Source organism: Pseudarthrobacter sp. O4, from assembly GCF_050157025.1.
In the GTDB taxonomy this organism is placed as follows: Bacteria; Actinomycetota; Actinomycetes; order Actinomycetales; family Micrococcaceae; genus Arthrobacter.
On record NZ_CP189591.1, the window covers coordinates 3,843,528 to 3,867,072 of the forward strand.

The 23,545-nt window shown below is 64.4% G+C and carries 14 protein-coding genes; all 14 read left to right on the top strand.

The genetic code is table 11. The features are described 5' to 3' along the window. The first annotated feature begins 312 nt into the window (after positions 1-312). The 14 genes from ACQCSU_RS17845 to ACQCSU_RS17910 all read left to right on the top strand — a co-directional run bounded on the left by ACQCSU_RS17845 (position 313) and on the right by ACQCSU_RS17910 (position 23,053). Complete coding sequence (locus ACQCSU_RS17845; RefSeq protein ID WP_426976577.1) at positions 313-3,051, top strand: LuxR C-terminal-related transcriptional regulator; 2,739 nt, start codon at positions 313-315, stop codon at positions 3,049-3,051. Positions 3,052-3,110: 59 nt separating this feature from the next. Next, positions 3,111-5,789 carry a LuxR C-terminal-related transcriptional regulator gene (locus tag ACQCSU_RS17850; RefSeq protein WP_426976578.1) on the top strand — a complete coding sequence of 893 codons (2,679 nt, stop codon included), beginning with the start codon at positions 3,111-3,113 and terminating at the stop codon, positions 5,787-5,789. A 1,315-nt stretch (positions 5,790-7,104) separates the two neighbouring features. Continuing rightward, complete coding sequence (locus ACQCSU_RS17855; RefSeq protein ID WP_426976579.1) at positions 7,105-8,643, top strand: sugar transferase; 1,539 nt, start codon at positions 7,105-7,107, stop codon at positions 8,641-8,643. A 69-nt stretch (positions 8,644-8,712) separates the two neighbouring features. Further along, positions 8,713-9,159: an adenylyltransferase/cytidyltransferase family protein gene (locus ACQCSU_RS17860; RefSeq protein WP_426976580.1), complete on the top strand. Its 447-nt coding sequence runs from the start codon at positions 8,713-8,715 to the stop codon at positions 9,157-9,159. A gap of 108 nt (positions 9,160-9,267) precedes the next feature. Further along, complete coding sequence (locus ACQCSU_RS17865) at positions 9,268-10,449, top strand: DUF1972 domain-containing protein (protein ID WP_426979838.1); 1,182 nt, start codon at positions 9,268-9,270, stop codon at positions 10,447-10,449. After that, entirely contained in the window at positions 10,446-11,219 is a 774-nt protein-coding gene (locus tag ACQCSU_RS17870; protein ID WP_426976581.1) for a CDP-alcohol phosphatidyltransferase family protein, read from the top strand. The genes ACQCSU_RS17865 and ACQCSU_RS17870 overlap by 4 nt, the downstream gene beginning before the upstream one ends. A gap of 1 nt (position 11,220) precedes the next feature. Beyond that, complete coding sequence (locus ACQCSU_RS17875; RefSeq protein WP_426976582.1) at positions 11,221-11,982, top strand: hypothetical protein; 762 nt, start codon at positions 11,221-11,223, stop codon at positions 11,980-11,982. Next, on the top strand, positions 11,979-16,247 hold the full coding sequence (locus ACQCSU_RS17880) for a PKD domain-containing protein (protein ID WP_426976583.1): 4,269 nt from the start codon (positions 11,979-11,981) through the stop codon (positions 16,245-16,247). Before ACQCSU_RS17875 ends, ACQCSU_RS17880 begins: the two co-directional genes overlap by 4 nt. Positions 16,248-16,410: 163 nt before the next feature. Further along, positions 16,411-17,307, top strand: coding sequence for a glycosyl transferase (locus ACQCSU_RS17885; protein ID WP_426976584.1), 897 nt, complete (start codon positions 16,411-16,413; stop codon positions 17,305-17,307). Continuing rightward, positions 17,304-18,479 (top strand): glycosyltransferase, encoded by a 1,176-nt coding sequence (locus ACQCSU_RS17890; RefSeq protein ID WP_426976585.1) that lies wholly within the window; start codon positions 17,304-17,306, stop codon positions 18,477-18,479. Before ACQCSU_RS17885 ends, ACQCSU_RS17890 begins: the two co-directional genes overlap by 4 nt. After that, positions 18,466-19,407: a glycosyltransferase family 2 protein gene (locus ACQCSU_RS17895; RefSeq protein ID WP_426976586.1), complete on the top strand. Its 942-nt coding sequence runs from the start codon at positions 18,466-18,468 to the stop codon at positions 19,405-19,407. The genes ACQCSU_RS17890 and ACQCSU_RS17895 overlap by 14 nt, the downstream gene beginning before the upstream one ends. A 16-nt stretch (positions 19,408-19,423) precedes the next feature. Continuing rightward, positions 19,424-20,386 carry a glycosyltransferase family 2 protein gene (locus tag ACQCSU_RS17900; RefSeq protein ID WP_426976587.1) on the top strand — a complete coding sequence of 321 codons (963 nt, stop codon included), beginning with the start codon at positions 19,424-19,426 and terminating at the stop codon, positions 20,384-20,386. Positions 20,387-20,406: 20 nt separating this feature from the next. Continuing rightward, positions 20,407-21,702 (top strand): hypothetical protein, encoded by a 1,296-nt coding sequence (locus ACQCSU_RS17905; protein ID WP_426976588.1) that lies wholly within the window; start codon positions 20,407-20,409, stop codon positions 21,700-21,702. Then, a complete protein-coding gene (locus ACQCSU_RS17910) occupies positions 21,695-23,053 on the top strand; it encodes a hypothetical protein (protein WP_426976589.1) in 1,359 nt (452 codons plus the stop codon). Before ACQCSU_RS17905 ends, ACQCSU_RS17910 begins: the two co-directional genes overlap by 8 nt. Positions 23,054-23,545: the final 492 nt, after the last annotated feature.

A 23,545-nucleotide genomic window follows, 5' to 3' on the forward strand; every position in this document is an offset into this window, starting at 1 on the left:
GTCGCCGGAAACTAGCATCGCCGGACGCCAGCTTGACCGTTAGGCCGTCTACCCGGGCCGACAGGCCGTCTACCCGGGCTGACACGCTGTCGGCGCCGTCGGGTCTGCAGACGCTACGGCCAACGACACTCGGGTGCCTTGCCGACTACTTGGTTTCCGCACGCGGGTGTCTCGACCGATCTGAGTACATCCACGTAGACCCGGGTCAAGTACGCGCCACGTATTCGAGTACTACTTACGCATCCCGAAGAGTCCCGCGCTCCATAGTTTGGATATATCACTGGTCAACCATTGATTGCGAAGGTCTCACTCATGTTTCAGCAGGACGTCGGGCTGCCCGCGGGCAGCGGCAAAACAGATGCGATAAATCCGCCACAGCGCTTCGCCCAGGGGCGCTACGAGAAACCCTTCATCCGCAATCAGATCGTTGCGGACGTCGTCGAGACGCTGACAGCAGGCTCCGGCTGCGGCGTCGTCCTAGTGGGGGAGCACGGGGCCGGAAAGTCCTTCATCGCCCAACGCGCTCTCGAGCAACTCGGCCCGGAATACGCAGTGGTCCAGGTCCGGGGCAGCTCCATTTCCTCAAAACTTCCCTACGGCGCCCTGAGCGTTCTGCTCAACGACCTCGACGCTTCCCACCTCGAGCACCCCCTCATGGTGCTGCGGGGGCTCACCCAGGTGCTCCACAACAAGGCCCAGGGGCGGAGCATCGTCTTGTTCGTCGACAACGCGCACGACCTGGACGATCTGTCCAGCATGATGGTGGCCCAGCTCAGCGCCGGGGCTCATGTCACCCTGCTGGCCGCGTGTGTCGACCTTCCCCATGTGGGCGGGGACATCATGGGTCTCTGGAAGGACGACCTGCTGCGCCGGATGGACCTCGCGCCGTTCGACTTCGCCGAGGTTGCGGCCTCCCTCAGCCACGAATACGGCGGTCAGTTCTCACACACCGCCGCCCGGGCCCTGTGGAGCGCCAGCGGGGGAAACGCACTTTTTCTTCACTCGCTCGCGAGGGAGCAGATCAAACTTGGAACGATCGTCCGCCAGGACGCTGCCTGGGTCCTGAGCAACGGCCCCATCGCCCTGACGGGGGAAATCCGCGATGTCGTGAAGGCCCGCCTGAACCGGCTCAGCTCGGGCCAGCGCGATGTCTTTGAACTGTTGGCCCTGGCCGGCGCCGTCCCGCTGCAGACGCTCATGAGTATCGCGAACCCCCAGGACATGGATGCCCTGCAGGAGCGTGCCATGATCCGCGTCAGCCATGATCACCCGCCCATGGTCAGCGTTGCCAACCGGCTGTCGGCAGGGATCGTTGCAAGTGTGGTTCCCCCCGGCCGCAGCGCCGAGCTCCGCCGGCGGCTGACGGCGGTTCTCCAGGATTCGGAGCAGAGCGACGCCAGCGGATCAGCCGGCGTCGCCTGGGCACTGGACTGTGGCGAGCAGATTAGCCCGGAGACGGCCCTGGCCGCGGCACGCACAGCGAACAACTCGTCCGATCCGGCCGCGGCGCTGAGATTCATCCACGAGATCCGGGGTATCGATTCCGTCTCCCGGACCGCTGTCGAATCGGTCCATGCCTACGTCTCGTCCGACAATCATGACTCCGCGCGTCGTGTTCTTTCCGCACTGGATCACTCTGCCGGCGACGAAATTCCGCTGGCTGACTGGATCTCGCTGCAGCTTTTCCGGGCCGAACTGGACAAGCGAAGCATCTTGACGGCCGCAGGCGCCAAAGCCAGGCTGCAGGAGATCGGGCGGAGGCTCTCTGCTGAGCCCGACGGGGACCCCGCTGGGATGGATTCGGCCTGGCAGCGATTGCATCATGCTGAGGCTGAGCTCGCTGTTTTCGAAGGACGCTACCACGACGCCCTGTCCATCACAGATGTCCCGGACGTCGGCAGTCTGGACACCGAGTCACGGATTCTGATGGCAAGCCTGCGCTGCGAGGCCATGGCTGTCACCGGAAACGTTATCGGTGCCCTCGGGCTTGGCAAGCAGATCCTATCGTCGGCAGCTACGGTGCCCCTCGCGGACCGGGCCATGCGGGAGATCAGGGGCCGCTTCCTGCTGCTGATGCTGCTCTCGGCCAAGTTCAGGGAGGCATCCGCCTTCCTGGCGGGTTCCGCCGGCACGGCTGACCCCCAGGAACGGATGGGCGGGATGTTCGAGATCGGGCAGGGAGTCATCGAACTTCATGCCGGACTTCTCGACGAAGCGCTCCCACGGCTCCAAGCCGGCATGGACCAGCTTCTGGCTCGGGACCCCGATGCAGTGGCCGGTCTGGCCATGGCAGCCTTCGCCTACGCCGCCGCACTCCACGGTGACGAGGAGAAAGCCAGCCTTCAGTTGCTGGAGCTGGCGCAGCTGCAGCCACACGCGTCCTGGCTGGTGACCCGGATGACACGGTATTTCGAGCTGTGTGCCTTGGCTGAACTCGGACAGCGGGCGACGGCAATCCGGGCGCTCGTGGCAGAGGCAGACAGCGACACGGAAGCGTCGGCGTTGGCCCCCGGGCTGCTCTTCTTGTCCGCCGCGGCCCGGCTCGGAGACCGTCAGATGGCACTGAAGCTTGGAAGTCTGGCCGGAAGGGTCACCGGGCACTTCTCAGGCCTGTGCTCGCGGCTGGCTGACGGCGTGAAGGTGTCGGACAGCGAGCAGTTGCTGGCCGTCTCGAAAGACTCCGACGCCGCCGGCAACGCCATATTCGCCAGGGACGCGGCCCGCAAGTCCGTCAGCTGCGCCAACGACGCCGGAAACCGGATCGCGTTGCGGACCGGTCAGCGTACGCAGCAGTCTCTCGACGACAGGTTCGGCAGTCCGAAAAACGGTCTTCACTCGCTCACGACGTCGACGCTGACGGCCCGGGAATGTGAAGTCGCTGTCAGGGCAGCTGCGGGTACCTCCAACCGCAAAATCGCGGAACAGATGCATGTTTCGGTCCGCACGGTTGAGGGTCACCTTTACCAGGTGTACTCAAAGCTCCATGTGGCCAGCAGATCGGAACTCAAAGATGTCATCTCCACACCGACGGAAAGCGCGCGTCTCGGCTGAAACCGGGCCAGCCCTACGGGCTGCCCGGGTTCGTCCGGGTAGCCGGGGAGGTGCCCGGGATGGAAAGCCTCGCTGAAACCGCCCCCTTGATAGGGCTGTCCGGCCTGGTCAAGGATGTGGTGCGCTGCCTACGCGACGACTCCAGATCCGGTGCCCTGATCGTCGGGGCCGCCGGAACCGGAAAAACGGCCGTGTTCAAGGCGGTAATCCGCGACTTGCGTCCCCGCGGGACGGTGATTCGCCTCATAGCTACCCGTGCCTTGGCCGCGGTGCCGTTTGGAGCCTTGGCGCCCTATCTGTCGGAACTGCCGGACCACGAACTGGATTCCTATGCTGCCGTCCTGCGGGCAATGACGGGCCGGCTCAGGTCCGAGGCAATCCGGCCTCTGTTCGTGATCGACGACGCGCAGTGCCTGGACCGGGGGACGACACAACTGCTCGCGCGGGCCGTAGCCACAGGGGCCGCGGGCATCCTCGCCACCAGCCGGCCGGGGCCGTTGATTCCTGAGGAATTTCTGGCTCTTTGGGACGACGGGCTCCTTTCCAAGTTCGAACTCTCACGGCTCAGCCGGCCGGGCGTCCACGAGCTCTGCGAACAGGTGCTCCGGGCGGACGTCTCGCCCTGGGTGAGCGCGGTGTTCTCCGAGGCAGCCGAAGGCAACCCGCTGATGCTCATGTCCCTGATCGAGCACGCGCGGAGCAGCGGCGCCCTCGTGCTTCGGCACGGCGTGTGGTTTCTACAGGCCAATCCCGATCTGGCCGGGGTGCCTGCGGCCGACGTCGTCGACCAGCAGCTGCGCTCCATGACCCCGGAAGAGAGGACCGTCGCTACCATCGTGGCCCTGGCCGGCCCGCTCTCGCTGGGCCAGATTCTGAAGTTCAGCAGTCCCAAAGCCGTTGACGCATTGGAGGCGGCTGGAATCATCACCGTCTCCCCGGGACATGACCGTACCGTCAGGCCGGCCAGTCTGTTGCTGGGCGAAATCATCCGCCGCCGTGCCCCGGCGGGACAGAGTGCGGCCTTGCGGGCGAGTCTCTTCGCGCTGCCGTCGGCGGGCGCGGTTCGTCCCGAGGCGTTTCTGAACCAGCTGCGCTGGTCCTTGGACTGCGGAGCGCGTGTCCCCCCTGGGCAGCTGCTACAGGCCGCCGCGGCGGCCAACACCGATTTGGACCCGGCTGCCGCGATCCAGGCTGCCTGGGCTGTCCGGGACGCGCAATTTCTGCCGGAAGCCAGACTACAGCTGGCCTATGCGCATCACATCCTGGGCCGGCCCGAAGATGCCGTCGGCTACCTCCTGACGGCCTGGCCTCTGCGCTACGGGCGTGCGTCGTACCTTGCGGCGCGCCTCGCTGCCCTGCTCCCGGCTGCCGTGAAGGTGACCTTGCCCGGAAGCGGGACTGAGACGGCCCGCGGTGACGGACCGGACCTGACCTCGAACGAGCCCTCTTGGTCGCGGTCGCCGGCAGCCGGCATGGCGGCAGGCATCATGTACCGCCGTTGGGACGGGCAGTTCTCGGACCTTGAGGCAGGACTGCAGGATCTGATCGACGCAGCTGCAATGAATCCGGATATCCGCCTACCGGCTGTCTCCCTCCTCGCCGAATTGAGAGGCGCCGAAGGCCGCCTCCTGTCGGGACTGCGGCTGGACCGCGAAGCGTGGGCAGGCATCCGCAACGGGGGCCTGACCCTTCCGCTGGTCCGTGAGGAGCTACTGGCACGCCATTGCCTGAGCCTCATTCGGGCCGGGGAATGGGCGGAGCTCGCCGTTGCCCTGGACGACTACGCCTCGGACCATCCTGCCCGGCTGCTGTACAGCGGGGGGATGCTGCACGTGATGCGTGGGTTCTCGCTGTTGCGTCAGGGACGGATCCCAGAAAGCCTTGCGGAGCTTTTCCTGGGCGTTGAAGAACTCATCATCGCCGATCCCCTGGAAATGCTGCCCTTCGCGCACGCCGTAACCGGGTACGCTGCCGCCTTGGCCGGGCGCCCGGGGGAGGCCCAGGAACAGGCTCTGAAGTTCCGTACTGCCGCCTACAGTGGGCTGCAGAGCCTGCAACTGCTCTCCGAAGCGTATTGCCTTGCGGTTGAACGCCTCACGGGCCGGGATGACGGCCGGCGCGGCCTCGGAGACTTGGCAGACCAGGCGCAGCGCCAAGGTTTCAGGGGAGTTGAAACCGACATCAGGAGGCTGGTCCTCCGGAGCGGCGACACCGGCGGTGCCCCGGCTTTGGCTTCCAGCAGCAGCGCAGTGGAGGGGGCGGAAGCCCGGCTACTCGAGGCTTTTGCCCTCGCCGTGTCAGCGTCCGACGCAGCCGGACTGATCGGGATCAGCGACGAAGCGGCGGCTGCCGGACACGGGCTTCTGGCTTTTGAGGCCGCCCAGCAGGCGGCGGCCTGCCTTGAACACAGCCCGGATCGGTGGAGACTCTCTGCGGCCCAGCGCAGAGTCCATCACCTGATGGTGGATGTCGGCATGTCCGGGCACATGGACGTTGTCCGGAGCGAGCGGGGACCCGGGCTGACGGCACGGGAAACGGAGATTCTGGAGCTCGTGGCCGGCGGGTCCAGCAACGCCAACATCGCCACTGCCCTGTCTTTGTCGCCGCGAACGGTCGAGGGGCATCTGAGCCGGATATTCGCCAAACTTGGGGTCAGCCGCCGCGCGGAGCTCCTCGATGTTAAGCGGGAGAACCATCGCCCCCTATCGGCGAGCAAAGATGCCCCTGAGCTGCGGTGATACTGTCGGCCACACGCGACCTGGCGCATGAGCTGCGGTCAGTCTGCGTACTGCACGGGTGGCCGGTGGGCCCGGCGGGAGTATCACCAAGTAGTGGGACCGAGCGTTGGGAAACAGAAATCGGGTAAACGCTACTCGTGCACATATTAGGCCTGGGGGCTTCAATTAAGACAGTTCACGAAAAACCATAAAGGTCTCAAAATGAGAAACTTCAGGGCGGACATCGGCCGCGGGCTAAACCAGCATAAAAGTGTCGTCCCAGGACTCCTCTTGATTGCTGGCGCAGCTACTGCCACCATTGAAGGTGGTCGCGCCAATACCTCCCATCTCCGTACTCCTTCATTGGAATCGCACGGTGCCTTAGCCGGCAGCTGTGCGCCAAGGTCGGAGCCGGCGGCGTCAGAGCCTTCTGAGACCGAGGCTCTCCCCCCAGCCGCCGCCGGCTCCCTTAACGGTCTGCGCCACTGAACGACGTGGAACCGGCATGTGCGCCATGAATGAGCGCCGCCGGGGGAATCGCCCAGGGGGCTCGGGTGGAGTCGTGGAAGTCCTGGGCACAGGCGTGTCCCTCAAATAGCTTGGCCGCCGGCTGCATGACGCGGACTTCGCGATCGTGACGATCGCCGTCGCGGCCGCCTATTCTTCAACGTCGACGCCGGCTGACCCTTCCTCGCACTGCCCACGGCTGGTGTCTCCTGTCTGGCCGCCCGCATGCCACTCTCGTGCCGGGCCCGCCCTTCAAGAGACGGCCTCCAAGAGACGGCACCGTGAAGAGACCTTCCAGGAATCGGCTCCGAGGAATACGGGCGGGTCCTGGACGCTACCTTGGCGCCTTCTGAGGCATCGCCATGCTCGTCTTCCCTTGGACATCGACGTCGAACAGGGCGTCCGCCAGTTCGGCAGCTCCGCCAGGTAGCCGGTGGCAGAAACAATGCTGGAGCGTCCCGAACGCCCGTGTCAGCCTGGCGGGAGCCCTTCCGCCCCGGCCGCTGCGCAGGCCGGGGCGGGCCGCCTGGCGGCCCCGGGAAGCCGGCTGGCGGGTAGTCCATTGGCGGTGGCACGTAGCGACTACCCGTGTGGCGCCACTCCGGCGGGTAGTCCAGGGTGCCGGGGGCAGGAACGGTGCCGCGAAGATAGGTGGGACGTACTCGTGTGACCCGCACGTCCGGCTCATAGGTTAGCGATAGCAGTCAGTCAGTAATCGCTACGGCTACCAAGTGGGTCTCGATATGTGCTCTTCAATGCCTTGCGCCTTTGCCAGATTTTCCCTAATTTACAACACACGCGCAGCTGCGTGCCAGACCGGAGTCCGACCGTGAGCGCGCTCCGTGAAACTAGCCCTGCTCCACTCCTGACCCGACCCGTCTTCAGCTTTCCCAAGGTTTCCGCACCGCCGCTGCTGCGGCACCGGGTCCGCGTTGTCCGGGAAGGGACGCGCTGGAGCAACAAGTACCGCCGCGTGCTGGCCGTCAGTGACGGTTCCGTCATCTTCTCCGTTGCCGTAATCGCCGACATAGCCCGGTTCGGGCTCGATGAGGCCCAGGTCGCAGTCGGATGGTTCGACGTCGGCTATCTCCAGATTTCGATCCTCATCGCGGTGGCCTGGATGCTGGCGCTGGGCGCTTACCGTACCCGGGACCCCAGAATCGTGGGGATCGGAGTGGATGAGTACAAGCGGGTGATCAGCGCGACGGTGGCCCTTCTCGGCATCCTCGCCATGGTTTGCCTCGTCTTCCAGGTCGACATCGCACGCAGCTACTTCGCCCTGGCTTTCCCTCTCGGAGTGGCCGGCCTGATCGGCTCACGCTGGGTGCTCCGACGCTGGCTCAGCCGCCAACGCACCAAGGGGCATTATCTTTCACGGGTCCTGGTACTCGGGAAACCGCGGGACGTGAGCTACGTCGTCAACCAGATTGAAAAGAAGTCTGGAGCCGCCTATCACGTTGTCGGAGTGTCCCTGACGGGAGATTCCGGGATGCCGTGGCTGAATCTCGGCCGGCGGACAGTTCCCGTAGTGGCGGAATCCTGCTCCATCGTCGACGCTGTCCGTGAGCTTGGAGCCGATGCGGTGATCGTTGCCGGTGCCGGCAAAGGTGGCGGCGAGTATATCCAGGAACTTGGCTGGCAGCTGGAAGAATCGGCCACCGAGCTGATCCTCACCACCGGCCTGACCAACGTGGCCGGCCCGCGGATCCATGCCCGTCCCGTCGAGGGACTGCCGCTGATGCACGTTGAGCTCCCGCAGTACACGGGGGCCCGGCACACCCTGAAACGACTATTCGACATTCTGGCTTCCGCCTCGGCTCTGCTGGTCCTGCTTCCGGTCTTCCTGACGCTCGCCTTCCTGATCAAGCGCGACGGCCCGGGCAAGGTCCTGTTCCGCCAGGAACGGGTAGGCAAGGGCGGCAAGAAGTTCCTCATGGTCAAGTTCCGTTCCATGGTGGAGACCGCCGAGGAAGATCTGGCCGGCCTGCTGGATCAGAACGAAGGGGCGGGAATGCTCTTCAAGATGCAGCATGATCCCCGCGTCACTGACGTAGGTCGTTGGCTGCGGAAGTACTCCCTCGACGAACTCCCGCAGTTCTGGAACATCCTCAAGGGGGATATGAGCCTGGTCGGCCCCCGGCCTCCGCTTCAGCGGGAGGTCGACGGGTACAACAGCCGGGTACACCGCCGGCTCTACATCAAGCCGGGGCTGACGGGAATGTGGCAGACCAATGGCCGCTCCGAGCTGAACTGGCAGGACAGCGTCCGCCTGGATCTGTACTACGTGGAGAACTGGTCGCTCGCCGGGGATCTGATCATCATCTGGCGTACGGCGCTGCAGATGATCAAACCCGTCGGGGCATTCTGATGCGGCTGCCTCCCGGTGCAGCAGCACTTTCCCGTTCCCGAATCTGACCCGCAGCCTCAAGGAGATGCCATGAGCACACGTATCGGCTACGCCGCCGGAGCCTTCGATCTGTTCCACATCGGTCACTTGAACATCCTTCGACATGCCAAGAGCCAGTGTGACTATCTCGTTGCCGGTGTCGTCTCGGACGAATTGTGTGAGGCCACCAAAGGAACCCGACCGGTCGTTCCGCTGGTGGAGCGGCTCGAAATCGTCTCCAGCATCGGCTGCGTGGACCGGGCAGTTGCCGAAACCCACCCGGACCGGCTGGATACCTGGAAGGAAGTCGGTTTCAACGTTTTCTTCAAGGGTGACGACTGGCGCGGAACCCCGAAGGGAGTCCGGCTGGAACGTGCCTTCGCCAAGGTCGGTGTGGAAGTCGTGTACTTCCCGTACACCGTCCACACCTCAAGCACCGCCTTGCGCCGGACGCTCGAGGCCATCACGGCCTCGGCCCGGCGCGAGGCGGTCCACTAGAAACGCAACAGCTTCTTCCGTGCTGACAGTCCGGTCTCACCTGCCAGGACGCGCACATCCAACCCTTAGGAGGTCGGCGTGAAAAAATTCACAGCTAGCCCTGCACCGATGCGGATAGCGATGGTAGGAACGCGCGGCGTCCCGGCCCGCTACGGTGGTTTTGAAACGTGCGTTGAGGAAGTGGGCAAGCGGCTGGCTGCCCGTGGGCACAAAGTCATCGTTTACTGCCGGGCAGCAGAGGACACGGACACCTCACAAACGGAATACCAGGGCATGCAGCTGATCCACCTGCCGGCCCTGAAGCGCCGCTCCCTGGAGACGCTGAGCCACACGGGACTCTCCGCCGGACACCTGTTCGCGAACCGGGTGGACGCGGCCATTGTCTTCAACGCCGCCAACGCACCCTTCCTGCCGGTACTGCGTGCCGCCGGAATCCCGGTTGCCACCCACGTGGATGGTCTTGAATGGAAGCGGGCCAAGTGGGGAGGAATGGGCAAGCGCTACTACCGGCTGGCGGAGTCACTGGCTGTGCGTTGGTCCGATGCCCTTATTGCCGATGCCGCGGGCATCCAGGACTACTACCGCCGCGAATTCAACGTGGACACCACGTACCTGGCCTACGGTGCGCCGATCCTGGAATCCGGGGCCTCGCACCGGCTCCCTGAAATGGAGCTGGAGGCCGGGAAATACCACTTGGTCGTGGCCCGTTTCGAACCCGAAAACCATGTGCACCTGATCGTGGAGGGCTACGCCCGCAGTTCGGCGACTCATCCGCTCATTGTTGTGGGTTCCGCCCCTTACGCGGACGAGTACACCCGGCATGTCAAGTCACTGGGGGATGAGCGGGTCCGCTTTGTCGGCGGCGTCTGGGACCAGGAACTGCTGGACCAGCTCTATGCCAATGCCTTGATCTACTGGCATGGACACTCCGTGGGAGGCACGAATCCCTCCCTGCTGCGCGCGATGGGGGCAGGCGCCGCAACTAACGCCTACGACGTGACATTCAACCGCGAAGTGCTCGGCGAGGCCGGCGAGTACTTCGCTGACGCTGCGGCCATTCCGGACCTGGTCGCAAGCGCCGAGGACCCCACCTCGGACACGGTGCTGCGCGGGAAAAAGGCGCAGGCGGAAGCCCTGCGGTACGACTGGGACTGGGTGGCGGAAGGCTATGAGGAGTTGTGCCGCAACCTGGTGGAACGTCGCTCGCCTCCGGACGGCGCCAACAACGGACGCCGGACCGGCGCCTATCCGCTGGAGCCCTCCCAGCCGCTGACCGGAGCGCGGTCATGACCAGCACCCGCATCCCGGCACGGCCGCCCTCCGCCCGGGACCGCGGGTATTGGGAGATTGTCGCGCAATTGGCGGCGGCCCAGAAAACAGCCGCCCGCAGCGCACCTGCCTACTCGCTCTTTATCAACCGCAAGCTGGGCCGGCTGCTCGCGGCCTGGGCATACCGGGCCGGCCTGACACCGAACGCTGTCACGGGCCTCAGCGCGGCTTTCACGTTCAGCGGTATCGCGCTGCTGATGGTCTTTCCGCCCTCTGCCTGGCTGGGCATCGCCGTTGCACTGCTGCTGGTCACCGGCTATGCCTTTGACTCGGCCGACGGCCAGGTAGCCCGGCTCCGTGGTGGAGGCAGCCCGGCCGGCGAGTGGCTGGACCACGTGGTTGACGCCACCAAAGTCTCGATGCTGCCGCTTGCGTTGGCCGTTGGCCTGTACCGTTCCGGCGCCGTCGACACTGCATGGCTGCTGGTTCCGCTGGCATCCGCCGTGGTATCGGCCGTGCTGTTTTTCGGCATGATCCTCACGGAGCAGTTGCGCCGGCAGCACGGGGTCACGGCATCCAAGGCAGTACAGGGCCGCGGCTCGTGGCTGCGGCCGCTGCTGGTTCTGCCCATGGATTACGGCGTGTTGTGCCTGTCCTTCCTGCTGTTGGGCTGGCCGGCGGTTTTCGCCACTGCCTATACCCTGATCTTCGCCGGAACGACAGCATTTCTGTTGGCAGCCCTCCCCAAGTGGTATCGCGATCTCGCCTACGTAGGAAAGCAGGAACGCTGACATGGCAGTAACGCCCCCACGCAAAAGGCACACCATCATCGTCTCCGCCGCGGCGCTGCTCCTGGCTGCCGGCGTGCCCACAGCTGCCCTTCAGCTGAATGCGGAAGCTGAAGGCAGCCACGCCGCACAGCCGGTGACGATCACGCCCGAGGCAGGCTCGAGGGCATCCGAGTCAATCCAGGGCCCCGGGGCCGCCGCCACGGCCGCAACCCCGGCGCCCGCGGAATGGGGCGCAGCAACGTCGGAGCGTCCGGCAGACTCGGCACAGCCTGCGGCTCCCGTCCCCGCGCCGGCGGCACCCGAGGGAGCAGTGGCCGGAATGAGTGTTGTGGAACTCGCGGAAATCAAGCAGCCAGTCTCTGCCGCCGCCCTGGATGAACCGATCGCGATCGGTCCGAGAGTGGAGGCACATCTGGGCCAGCTGGAAGCCGTTGACGGCGAAGCGGCCGGCGTCGGGGAAGTGTCCGGGCCGGCTGTTCGCTTCGTTGTGACCTTGACCAACAGAACCGGTCAGGACCTGCCGACGAACAACACGGTGGTGACTGCCAATGCTGGTCCGGACGAGACGCCTGCCCTGCAACTCAGCGGGCCGGGTGCAACCAGCCTCCCGGCAGTGATTCCGGCCGGCCAGGAAATATCAGCGAACTTCGTGTTCCTTATCCCTCCTGAGCTCAGGAACCAGGTCCGAATCTTTGTCAATTATGAAGCCAGTTCACCGATTGCTGCCTTTGCAGGAACCGCACCAGGAGCGAAGAGCCAATGACCAACACTCATGAATCCACACCTGTTGAAGGCACCGGAAACCACCGGACCAGGCGGCCGCGGTCCCGGTTCTCCGCCCTGTCGGCCATCGTCGGGATCATCAGCTGCGCCGCGGCCCTGACGATCTTGCCGCCGGCCGGGGCGGACACGATGCCCGTCAATGCCGCGGATCCCGCCACGCCCGAAACCGTTTCCGCCGACGCTCTGCCCACCGCGCAGATCGACGGCGTGGTCTGGCAGCAGGTCATCGTCGGGAACACTGTCTACGCGGCGGGCAACTTCAAGACAGCCAGGCCGGCGGGATCGGCTGCCGGGATAAACACCGTCGCCAGAAGCAACATTGTTGCCTACAACCTGGATACCGGCGCCATTGTCCCCGGGTTCGCTCCTACCTTGAACGCCGAGGCGCGGAGCATCACGGCGTCCCCGGACGGGTCGAGGATCTACGTCGGGGGCAGCTTCACCAGCGTCAACGGCACAGCTGTCTATAACATCGCTGCGCTCAACCCGACAACGGGTGCGCTGATCACCAGCTTCCGGCCTCTGATGGGCGCGCGGGTGAACTCCATTGTGGCGACAAACGAGACCGTCTACGCCGGCGGCTGGTTCACCTCGGTCGGTTCAGTGGCACGCACGCGGCTGGCGGCCCTGAAGGCCAGCAACGGCGCGCTGCTGCCTTGGAACCCAACCGCGGATATCGGAGCGGTCAACGCCATGGTGCTCTCCCCGGACGGATCGAAAATGGTTGTTGGCGGTGCCTTCACCAGCCTCAACGGCTCCGCGAACCCGGGCTACGGTCTCGGCGCGGTCGACACCGTCGCCGGCGCCTCCCTTCCCTGGGCGTCGAACAGCCTGATCCGGAACGGGGGTACCAAGGCTGCCATCCTTTCGCTCAAGAGCGACGGAACCAACGTATACGGCAGCGGCTATGTCTTCGGAACGGGAGGCAACCTGGAGGGTGCCTTCTCCGCAAACTGGAACGACGGCTCCGTCAAGTGGGTCGAGGACTGCCACGGCGACAGCTACGACGTCTACCCTTCATCAACGGCGGTGTACGTAGCCTCCCACTCCCATGCATGTGAAGGGGTCAACGCATTCCCGCAGACAGACCCGTGGACCATGCATCACGGAACCGCCTACAGCAAAGCGGCAACACAGACGTTGTCGGCGACGCCGTACAGCGCGTATTACAACTTCAAGGGAAAGCCCGGGCCCTCACAGCTGAACTGGTATCCGGACTTCACCATTGGCACCTTCACCGGCCAGGGGCAGGCGACTTGGGCTGTGACCGGCAACGGCAAGTATGTGGTGATGGGGGGAGAATTCACGGCCGTGAACGGGCAGCCTCAGCAGGGGCTCGTGCGCTTCGCCACAAAAGATATCGCACCCAACAAGCGCGGACCAATGGCCGGTGGCAAGACTTTCCAGGCGTCGGCGGCTTCCTTCCAGCCCGGTACGGTGCGTGTTTCCTGGCCGGCGAATTGGGACCAGGACAACAGGAATCTCAGCTATGAACTCGTGCGGGACAACAAGATCGCTACACCCATCTACAAGACGTCCGTCGAGTCGACGTTCTGGAACCGCCCGCTGCTGAACTTCGTGGACTCCGGCTTGAACGCAGGGTCCAGCCATAGCTACAGAGTTTATGCCAGGGACCCCTTCGGCAATGTGATCCAGTCTCTCACCGCGAACGTGACCGTTGCGACGGCAGCCACAGCAAGCCCCTACGCCGATGCTGTCCTGGCGGACGGCGCAGCGAATTTCTGGCGCCTGGGCGAAGCCGGCGGGACCACAGCCATGGACACGGCCGGCAGTACGACGGCGACGGTCGGCACAGGCGTGACGCGCGGTATCGACGGCGCCATCAACGCGGACCCCAACACCGCCTCGACCTTTGACGGTTCGGTCAACGGAATTGCCGTTTCGGGTAACAAGGCTGCCGGACCGTCCGTGTTCAGCGCAGAAACGTGGGTCCGCACCACATCCACCGTTGGCGGAAAAATTCTCGGCTACGGAAACGCTGCCACCGGGAACTCGACCAGTTACGACCGGCACGTGTACATAGACGCCGCAGGCAAGGCCTGGTTTGGGGTAAATTCCGGTGGAGCCAAGACGGTGAACTCCACCCAGAGCATCAACGATGGCCAATGGCACCACATCATGGCGAGCCTGAGTGGGGCCGGCATGCGGCTCTTCGTCGACGGCAAGCTGGTGGCCCAGCGCACTGACGTGACGTCAGGCCAGGCTTACAGCGGTTACTGGCGCATCGGAGGGGACAACTTGGGCGGCTGGCCGTCGGCGCCGTCGAACGCCTACCTGTCCGGGGACATAGACGAGGTCGCCATCTATCCGACGGCGCTGACCCGGGGCCAGGTGCAAAGCCACTACCAGAAATCCGGCCGGACACTGAACCTGCAGCCGGCACCGGCTGACGCATACGGCAAAGCAGTTTTCGAGGCGGATCCGCAACTGTATTGGCGGTTGGGCGAAACCAGCGGGACTCAGGCCGGCGATTCGGGGCTGATGGGCAATCAAGGAACGCTGTATCCCGGCGCTACCTTGGGGGCGGCGGGCGCCATCTCGGGTACGGCGGACTCGGCGGCCGGATTTGATGGAGTGGGCGGCCTGTTGACCAGCAACAATCTCGCCAACAACCCGACGGTGTACTCCGCCGAGCTGTGGTTCAACACCACGACGTCGACGGGCGGCAAGCTGATCGGATTCGGCAATCAGAAATCGGGTCTGTCATCCAGCTATGACCGGCACGTTTACATGGAGACTTCGGGAAAACTGACCTTCGGCGTGTACACCGGCAGCAAGATCACAGTCACCTCGCCCGGCTCCTACAACGACGGTAAGTGGCACCATCTGGTGGCCAGCCAGTCCTCCTCGGGGATGGCCCTCTACGTCGACGGCGGATTGGCGGGCGCCAACCCGGAAACACGGCAGCAGGCCTACGACGGCTATTGGAGGGTCGGCGGCGACCGGACCTGGGGTCCGCAGCCGTACTTTGCAGGCCTTATCGACGAAGTGGCCGTCTACCCCACGGCGCTCACGGCTGCAGCCGTGGCCACGCACTATTCGCTGGGGGCGGGGACGGCGGTCAATGCCGCTCCGGTGTCCTCGTTTGCGGCGGCGGCGTCGGATCTGATGGTTGCCTTTGACGGGTCCGGTTCCTCGGATGCTGATGGGACCGTGGCTTCCTATGCCTGGGACTTTGGTGACGGGACGGCTGCCGGAACGGGGCAGAAGGTCTCGCACACCTATGGGCAGGCCGGGACGTATACAGCCCGTTTGACGGTCACCGATAATGCCGGCGCCACGCATGAGAGCTCGCAAAGCGTGACCGTTGTTGCTGCGGCGGTCAATGCCGCTCCGGTGTCCTCGTTTGCGGCGGCGGCGTCGGATCTGGTGGTTGCCTTTGACGGGTCCGGTTCCTCGGATGCTGATGGGACCGTGGCTTCCTATGCCTGGGACTTTGGTGACGGGACGGCTGCCGGAACGGGGCAGCAGGTCTCGCACACCTATGGGCAGCCGGGGACGTTTACGGTCCGCCTGACGGTCACCGATAATGCCGGCGCCACGCATGAGAGCTCGCAAAGCGTGACCGTATCGCAGGCCCCTGTTACGGTGCTTCCGCTTGCCAAGGACGGCTTCGAGCGGAGTGTTACCGGAGGACTGGGTGCTGCTGAAGCCGGAGGAAACTGGACGCTCAGCGGGTCAGGCTCCTTTTACTCAGTGGGCAGCGGAAGCGCAGTTATCTCGACCCCGGCAGGGAAAGGACCGGCTGCCCATCTTGGTTCAGTCGCTTCGGCGGCCGCCGACTCTGCGGTTACCTTCGCCATTGACAAGCTTCCAAGCTCAGGTGCAATTTATGTTTCGGTGATCGGCCGGCGGGTCGGTACCTCGGAATACCGGGCGAAATCCTGGATCACCACCTCAGGTGCTCTGCAGCTGCAGGTGACCAGGGTTGTCGGCGGAGTGGAAACGGCGATCAGCACGGGTACAGTTCCCGGCCCGTACGTGGTGGGTGACTCCTTGCGGTTGCGGCTGGCTGTTTCCGGTGCCGCCCCGACGACGGTGCAGGCCAAGATGTGGAAGATTGGCTCGGCGGAGCCGGCCGGCTGGCAGGCCACCGGGACGGATTCGACGGCCGGGCTTCAGGTCGCGGGGTCCGTCGGAATGCTGACCTACCTCTCCGGCATCGCCGCCAACGGACCTGTCAGCGTCAGGTTCGATGACTGGCTCACAGAAGAAATCAAGTGAGGGGAAAGCCATGACATTGCTCGCAAGGCACAGGGTCAATGATCCCGGGCAGAAGGATTGTCAGCCGATCACGGTGCTTCAATCCTTTCCCGTTCCCCGCCCGCACAGCAATCCTTACACCGAGCTGCTGAGCCGCAGCCTCCGGGACCTGCCGGACGTCACTGTGGTGAACTTCTCCTGGCGCCGGGCACTCATGGGCCGCTATGACGTCTTCCACGTGCATTGGCCCGAGATCCTGGTGGACGGGCATTCCCCGGTCAAGAAAGCGGTGCGCCAGATGCTGACGCTCATCTTGTTGGCAAAGCTGGCCGCCAAGGGAATTCCAATTGTCCGGACGATGCATAATGTCGGGCTGCCGCAGGGGATATCGCGGCGGGAGAAATTTCTGTTGCAGGTATTCGAGCGGCGAACCGCCTTGTGCATTCGACTGAACGCACTCACCGACGTACCTCCGAGGCTTCACGCCGTCACCGTTCCGCATGGCGACTACCGGTCGTGGTACGCCCCGCACCAAAAAAGCGGGGCGGCCGCCGGGAGGTTCGGCTACGTAGGACTTGTCCGGCGCTACAAAGGGGTGGAGTCCCTTGTCGAAGCTTTTGCCGCCATCTCCGGGAACCAGCCGGGGCTGACCCTGCGCATCGGCGGCAGGCCTTCAACAGCCGAACTGGCAACCACCATCCAGGATCTCGCGGGCGGCGACGCCCGCATTCAGCTGGATCTGCGCCAGCTCTCCGATAGCGTGCTCGTGGACATCGTGACGTCCTCGGAGCTTGTGGTGCTTCCTTACCGGTTCATGCACAACTCGGCCGGCGCGCTGACGGTGCTGTCGCTGGGCAGGCCGGTATTGTTGCCGGACAACGAGGTCAATCGGTGCCTGCTCGAGGAAGTGGGGCCGGGCTGGGTCTATTTGTACCAGGGCGATCTGGTGGCTGAGACTTTGGTAAACGCACTGCAAGCTGTCCGGTCCGGCGTCCGTTCCGCGGAGCCCGATCTGTCCCGCCGCGGATGGGACGAGACTGGACGGTTGCACTTGGACGCCTATCGAAAGGTACTCTCATGACCGGCCGGCCCCGAGTGCTGATGGCCCACCCCGGCGCTGAAATGTATGGCGCCGATCGGGTCTTCCTTGAAAGCGTCGCAGCTGCGGTCAACCACGGTGCAGCCGTCACCGTGGTGCTTCCGCAGACCGGCCCGCTTGTTGCCGAACTGGAACGGCTGCGGGTTCCTGTGCTGTTCTGTCCTACCCCCGTGCTCCGGAAATCGATGCTCCGTCCCAGGGCGCTCCTCGGCCTTGCCGGCCATTCCCTCAAGGCCTCTGTCAATGGCTGGCGGCTGATTGCCGGCGCCCGTCCAGACGTGCTGTACGTCAGCACGCTGACCATCCCGTTATGGGGTTTGCTGGGACGGCTGGCCGGGAAACCTGTGCTGACGCACGTGCATGAAGCGGAGGAATCAGCTCCTGCCATTCTGCAGCGCCTCCTGGCGGCGCCGTTGGCCCTTTCATCGTCCATCGTGTCCAACAGCCAATTCAGCGCGCGCCTGCTGGCCCGCTCGCTGCCGCGGCTATCCGGCCGCACCCATGTCTTGTACAACGGTGTTCCGGGGCCGGACAGCGTTGAGGGGGCACGGACGCCGATCCAGGGGCCGCTGCGCCTGCTGTATGTCGGCCGCCTCTCGCGGCGCAAGGGGGTGGATGTGGCGGTGGAAGCGGTGGCCCGGGCCCGGCAGGAAGGGGTCAACGTTTCGCTGGACATTGTCGGCGGCGTATTTCCCGGCTACGAGGAATTTGAAGAGGACCTTCACCGCCGAGTGCACGAGCTGGAATTGGACGACATCGTGACGTTCCACGGTTTCAAAGACGACGTGTGGCCCCTTCGGAAGGAAACGGACGTTGCCATCGTGCCGTCGAGCTTTGATGAACCCTTCGGCAATACGGCCGTCGAGGCGATCCTGAGTGCGCGGCCTCTGATTGTCAGTGATACGTCCGGCCTGCGAGAAGCGGCAGCGGGCTACGAATCGGCCCAGCTCGTTCCGCCAGGGGATATCGACGCGTTTGCGCGGGCGATTGTGCTGGTGTGGGCCAGATGGAATCACTACCGTCTGGCGGCGGTGCGCGACGCCGGGCATGCAGCGGCCCGCCACAGCGTGGAGACGTACGCTGAAGGCCTGAACGAGCAGCTGGACGCCCTTGTCGCCGGCTCGATCCAAGGGAGGACCCATGTCTTGCGCTGATGCTCATGTTGTTATCGCCGTGCTGACATATCTCCGGCCGGAGGGGCTGCAGGCGCTGCTCCCCCTGCTGATACAGCAAGCCGCCGGGGCGCCCCTGGCCACCAAGGTGCTGGTGGTTGACAACGATCCCAAAGCGTCTGCGCGGAGCGTCGTCGATTCCTTCGGATCCGATGTCCTCGTGTATGTGAACGAGCCGCGGCCCGGCATTGCGGCAGGGCGAAGCCGGGCCCTGCTGGAAGCGCGTGGTGCACGTGTCCTCGCCTTCATCGACGACGATGAACTTCCGTCCGCCGGCTGGCTGCGTTCTCTGCTGGACACCTACCACCGGACGGAGGCGGCGGCAGTGGTCGGGCCTGTCGTGTCCGAATTTGCTGTCAAACCGGAGGACTGGATCTCCAGCGGCGGGTTCTTTCAACGCCGCCGGCTCCCGACAGGAACTGAGGTTACGGTCGCTCACACGGGCAATCTTTTGTTGGATCTGGAACAGATCTCCCGGCTGGGACTGGACTTTGACTCCCGGTTCGGATTGACCGGGGGAGAAGACACGCTCTTTACGCGGCAGATCATTCAGCGCGGCGGCAAGATCGTCTGGTGCGATGAGGCGTTGGTTGCCGACATTGTTCCCGAGGACAGATCCACGCGCAAGTGGGTCCTGCAGCGTGCCTTCAGCAGTGGGAACACCTGGAGCCAGGTCAGCCTCGAACTGGCCGGTGGGGGATCCGGCGGGCGATACGGCCGTCTTGGAGACCACTGCCGCCTCGTGGGAGCGGGCTGCGTGCGATCCCTTGGCGGCGCCTTAAGATTCGTCTACGGGGTCGCCACCCACTCGGTGGCTGACAACGCCAAGGGGCTACGGACCTGCGCGCGCGGAGCGGGAATGCTCGTCGGCGCGTTGGGCTACAGCTATCAGGAGTACCGCCGTGGCTGAGGCTAGTGTGCAACATATGGATGATACTGGGGCAGCACCGTGGGCCATTGTCGTCGTGAATTATGGCTCGCACCGCCTTCTCGAAGCCAATCTCCTTCCCATGGCCAGGCAATCACCCGAGGCGCACATCGTCGTCGTTGACAGCTTTTCGACGGCTCCTGAGCGCACGGCTGTCCGGGTGCAGGCCCGCAGCAACGGCTGGCATCTGCTGGCGCCCGAGGTTAACGTCGGATTTGGCGGCGGCATGAACCTCGGCGTTGCCAGGGCCATCGAGCTCGGCGCTGAACGCATGCTCTTGATCAACCCCGATGCGACTATGGACCGCCGCGATGTCGAGTTACTGCAGGCCGAGGTTGCGGCCTCTCCCATGACCATGTGTGCCCCGGTAATCCGCACGTCCGAGGGCGCGGTGTGGTTCGCCGGAGCGGACCTGTATCTCCGCGATGGCAGCATCCGATCAGAGCGACGCCGCGGTGAAGTGAACGCCCCGTACCAATCCTGGCTGACCGGCGCATGCCTGATGATCAGCAGGCAGCTATGGGAGGTAGTGGGCGGCTTTGACGAGGACTATTTCCTGTACTGGGAGGACGTCGACCTTTCGCACCGCATCCTCCAGGCCGGTGGGCGACTGACCTGCGTAAGGACTGCGACCGCAATCCACGACGAAGGGGCCACCCACACTGACGACGCATCCGGAAACCGTCACCGCGCCAAGTCGCCGACCTACTACTACTACAACATCCGCAACCGCCTCATGTTTGCCCGGAAGAACCTCGACCTGAAAGACCGGCGCCGGTGGCAGCGTGGCTCGCTGAAGGCGGCCTACGAGATTCTCCTCCGGGGAGGGCGGCGGCAATTCCTGCACCGGCCCAGCCAGACCATCAAGCCTGCGCTTCGCGGCCTGAAGGATGGCTTGCGCCTGAAGGGCATCACCCCCGGCTCCGGCGGCGCCGCAACCGGAGGGCAGGTGCCGGGATGACTGGAAGTCTGGCGACGGAAGTGAACGGCGACCTGCTCACCGGGGTCGCAGCGGTGTTGGCCGTTCTGCTGGTGCTCGCGCTGCGAAAGTACCCGACGCTCGGCTTCTGCCTGTGGGCGTTCACCCTGTGCTTCGTGCCGATCTGGGTTGGTGCCGGCAGCAAGGTGTTCCTTCCAGGCCTTGTCCTGTTGTCGGCGCTCGCGGTAGTCGCCTGGGCGGGGAAGCCGGTGGCAGGTATTTCCGTCGTCGACATCGTTGTGCTGGTGATCGCCGTTCTCTACGGTCTTGCGTTCCTCCTCGGCCTTGAGCGGATTTCGGACGGGCTCACGCTGTTCGCCTACTGGATTCTCGCCTATGTGTTGGGGCGCCTTGCGCCAGCGCGCATCTCCGTTCCGGTGCTGTACCGGATCCTCGTTATCGTCTTCGCAGCAGTAGCCATACTGGCCCTGGTCGAGTACCTGAGGGGCGAGAATTTTTTTGTCAGGCTCTTCCCCTCCTCCAACGCCCAGTTCATGCTCTGGGGCCAGATCCAGCCCCGCGGGGGCGTGCTTCGTGTCGAGGGCGCCTTCGGCCATTCGATAGCACTGGGCGCCTGCCTGGCGCTGGCACTGCCCCTGGCCATGGCTGCGAAGTTGCCTCTCTGGATCAGAATGCTGGTGGTTTCGGGTCTCTTGGGGGCGGCTGCGCTCACCTTTAGCCGGATCGGGATCATTACGGCCGTCACGGCGCTCGTGCTGACGGTGGTGTTTCTTCCCTCGGGGCTGACGGCGCGGAACCGCTTGGCTTTCCTGGCCCTGCTGGCGGGTGCGGCGGCTGCGGCCTTGCCGCTCCTGACCGGGACTTTCCTGGAGGCTGGGGAGGAGGCCTCAGGGAGCGCCGAGTACCGGGCTGATCTCTTGGGTCTCGTTCCGCAAATGAGGCTGCTGGGCGTCGCCGATGTCTTCCAGGTGTTGCCTGACGGAACAGCGTATTTCGGGAATTTCCGTTCCATAGACAGTGCCCTGATTCTCCTGGGGCTCTCCTTCGGACTCATTCCCCTGCTCGGGGTAGGGGGCCTGTTGGTGGGGGCCGTGGTCCTTGTGCTTCGCCGCAAAGCCACCCCGCCGACCATCGCCCTCGTCGCGCAATTGCCCAGCTTCGCAACCGTGGCTCTTATCACGCAGTACTCTTTTTTCCTGTGGTTTATGTGCGGTCTCGCAGTCAGCACGCAGATGATTCAAAAAGAGCGCAAGCAACTAGTCACTCCGGAATTCAGGACGCCGCCAGCCGGCCGCATTGACTTGAACCGGCCGAAACAGGGGGTAAGCAATGAATGAGAAGCGCAAGGAACTCGAGTTCCTGCGGCGTCACTGGATAACGTTTATCGTATTCATCATGCTGGGTGCGGCAGGGGGCTGGGCGGCCGATCAGTTTAGTGATCCCCTCTATAAATCTCAGTCCAGCGTCTATTTTTCCCTCGATTTCTCGCAGTCCGCAACGGACCTCAACCAGGGCTCGAACTACACCCAGAAACAAATGGTGTCGTTTGCAAAACTGGCCGCTGCCCCGATTGTGCTGGACTCAGTTATTCGGGATTTATCCCTGGATACGTCCTCGCGGGCGCTGGCGAATTCCCTTGACGTCTCCTTTTCGCCTGACTCCGTGATTCTGCAGATTGTCGTGGCGGACCGGTCGGCCAGCCAAGCCAGGGACATAGCCAATGCGGTGGCACAAAACCTGACTCTGGTGGCGGAGCAAATCGGGCCAAAGTCCGGTGCCGGGAAGGGCAGCATCAGCGCCCAGACTATTGAGCAGGCGACGGCGGGATCCAGCCCTGGATCGTCCGATGTGAGGACCAACATTGCGGCAGGAGCCTTTTTAGGACTCCTGCTGGGCTTCCTGATGGGCCTCATCCGGGAGACACTACGCTCGCGTGTGAGGGGAGTGAGTGACCTTAAGTCCGCGGGGCCGGTAGCCGTTCTCGCCGTCGTGGAACCCCGTCCAGCCGGTGTGCCTCTTATGGTGGCCGAGCCTTCATCCACGTCCGCTGACCAGTATCGCCGCGCCGTGATGAACCTCCAACAGCTCCATGGGGCGGAAGGGCCGTTAAGCATTGTTGTGGCTGCCGCCTCGCGCCAGCGGTCCAACTGTCAGGTTACGGACAACTTGGCCGCCGCCTTCGCGGAGCAGGACACCCAGGTCATCGTGGTGCATGCATACCAGGGGAAGGATCCCACGGGAGGGCACGGCCTTTCGGACGTTCTGGAAGGCGACGTGGAGCTGGAGGAAGTGGTAAGCCCCGCCGCTGGCGGAACCTACGACGAGCTGATGGCCGGAACAACGGGAGCGAACCGCCACCGGCAGTTGGCGTCCAAAGGATTCGATGGCTTGATTGAGCGTCTGCAGTCGCTGTACGACGTCGTGCTCGTCGAAGCGGCGCCCCTTGATCAGGCGGCCGACGCCCTGCAGATCGCACGGCGCCTTGATGGTCTGGTGTTGACAGTCGAGGACGGAAAAACCCGGCGCCGCGACGTGCGGACGCGGTTGGAGGAGGTGCAGGCCGCTGGGGTTCAGATTTCGGGAGTGGTCTTCTGCCTCCGGAAGAGGCGATCGAAGAACGGAGGTGTCCGCACATCCCAGCCGGCCCGCGAGCAGGCGGCTCCTGCTCCCAGACACGAAATGGTTTGACGCCTGGAAATTTGACCCCCTGGAAACAGGTGCTTCGGAAGGGAGGCGGGCCCGCAGCCCGATGATTTCGACAGGCTGCGGAACGCATTTATCCATCACCGGCCGCATGTTTGCGTATATACCGTTTGTCAAACGTCGAGCGATTTGGACGCCTAAGCAGGGGAGCTGAGGGCCAGATTGCCCGGGGTGGCAGCCTTCAAGCACCAGTGCTAACGGTCTCATGAGTACGCGAACAACCGGACGGCCACGTTCCTTCGGTTTGCAACGTTCACCGACGCCTGGAGTTGTTAAGCATGCTCTCACCTCATCGCTCATGTTTCTCCCCGGCCAGGCTGGCCGCCCTCGCCGTGCTGTCCATTGCACTCGCGAGCACGCCGCCAGCCCAGGCCGCAACGCCCGCCAGCGTGCATGTCCAAGACGACTTTTCCAGCCCGCAGTCCGCGGGATGGGGGACGCCCGACAAAGGTGGACCATACTCGTACAGCAGCGACA

Excerpts from the sequence above, each read along its gene's own strand:
- ACQCSU_RS17845 (WP_426976577.1), top strand. The coding sequence starts at position 313 with ATGTTTCAGCAGGACGTCGGGCTGCCCGCGGGCAGCGGCAAAACAGAT.
- ACQCSU_RS17850 (WP_426976578.1), top strand. The coding sequence starts at position 3,111 with ATGGAAAGCCTCGCTGAAACCGCCCCCTTGATAGGGCTGTCCGGCCTG.
- ACQCSU_RS17860 (WP_426976580.1), top strand. The coding sequence starts at position 8,713 with ATGAGCACACGTATCGGCTACGCCGCCGGAGCCTTCGATCTGTTCCAC.
- ACQCSU_RS17865 (WP_426979838.1), top strand. The coding sequence starts at position 9,268 with ATGCGGATAGCGATGGTAGGAACGCGCGGCGTCCCGGCCCGCTACGGT.
- ACQCSU_RS17870 (WP_426976581.1), top strand. The coding sequence starts at position 10,446 with ATGACCAGCACCCGCATCCCGGCACGGCCGCCCTCCGCCCGGGACCGC.
- ACQCSU_RS17875 (WP_426976582.1), top strand. The coding sequence starts at position 11,221 with ATGGCAGTAACGCCCCCACGCAAAAGGCACACCATCATCGTCTCCGCC.
- ACQCSU_RS17880 (WP_426976583.1), top strand. The coding sequence starts at position 11,979 with ATGACCAACACTCATGAATCCACACCTGTTGAAGGCACCGGAAACCAC.
- ACQCSU_RS17890 (WP_426976585.1), top strand. The coding sequence starts at position 17,304 with ATGACCGGCCGGCCCCGAGTGCTGATGGCCCACCCCGGCGCTGAAATG.
- ACQCSU_RS17895 (WP_426976586.1), top strand. The coding sequence starts at position 18,466 with ATGTCTTGCGCTGATGCTCATGTTGTTATCGCCGTGCTGACATATCTC.
- ACQCSU_RS17900 (WP_426976587.1), top strand. The coding sequence starts at position 19,424 with ATGGATGATACTGGGGCAGCACCGTGGGCCATTGTCGTCGTGAATTAT.
- ACQCSU_RS17910 (WP_426976589.1), top strand. The coding sequence starts at position 21,695 with ATGAATGAGAAGCGCAAGGAACTCGAGTTCCTGCGGCGTCACTGGATA.